At 51.2% G+C, this 1,098-nt stretch carries 1 protein-coding gene; it reads left to right on the plus strand.

Features of this window, described 5'->3' with window-relative positions; genetic code table 11:
* The coding region (locus TZ48_RS07695) for a VCBS domain-containing protein (protein WP_239670743.1) at positions 1 to 1,098 on the plus strand (1,098 nt) is incomplete at both ends.

A 1,098-nucleotide genomic window follows, 5' to 3' on the forward strand; every position in this document is an offset into this window, starting at 1 on the left:
GAGCGATTTACGGTTACCTCTATCGATGGCTCAAAAACGGAAACCATCGAAGTGACCATCCAGGGCACCAACGATTCTCCAGTTATTGCTGGGGACGCCACTGGTTTGGTTATTGAGGACACCAATGTTCAAACTGGCGATCTTCTCAAAGATAATGGCCAGCTAACAATCTCTGATGTGGATACTGGTGAAGCTAAGTTCCAAACAGTCGTGACACCAGTAGGAAGCGTTCTAGGTTCGCTCACTATCACTGAAAGCGGTGCGTGGAGCTATGAAGTTGATAACACCAACCCGACCATCCAAGGGTTGGGCAAAGGCGACTCACTCACCGAGACTTTTCAGGTCTTGAGTGAAGACGGCACCCCGCAAAATATCGTCATCACGATTAATGGTGTTAACGACATTCCAACCATTGTGTCGGGCGACTCTGTTCTGGCTCAGGAAGACGTCGCGGTGGATGGTGATGGCAACATCGTCGCCACCAATACCTTAGTGATTTCCGATGACGATACCGGCGAAGAGGTCTTCAATGCCGGCACCGCCACTCCGGTCGGCACAACACTTGGCATCCTAACCATTGATGCTGCAGGCGTCTGGACATACAAAGTCGATAATTCCCTACCGCAAATTCAAGCGCTGGATGTGGGCACGAGTTTAACGGAGTCGTTCACCGTGACCTCCGCCGATGGCACCGAGCATCAAATCGATGTCACAGTCAACGGCACTGAAGACCCAACCATCATCAGTAACTATCAGCCTGGCGCGGTCACGGAAGATGACACGGGTATTCTTACCGACTCAGGCAGTCTAACGATTACTGACCTGGATGCGGGTGAAGCGCTGTTTAATACCACGGTCACCAAACTCAACAATGGTGATGGTCAATCTCCACTGGGTAACCTCACTATTGATGCCAATGGTAACTGGACGTACACGGTCGATAACTCGCTAACTGGCGTCCAAGAGCTAGGCGATGGTGAGACTCGCGATGAAGTATTCCAAGTCAGTTCCATTGATGGCTCAGTCAGTCAAACCATTGTAGTAACAATCACAGGTGTGAATGGCGCGCCGTCCATTGTCAGTGGCGAGTCGGGAGCC

The sequence above is a fragment of the Vibrio variabilis genome, from assembly GCF_003263785.1.
Lineage (GTDB): Bacteria > Pseudomonadota > Gammaproteobacteria > Enterobacterales > Vibrionaceae > Vibrio > Vibrio variabilis.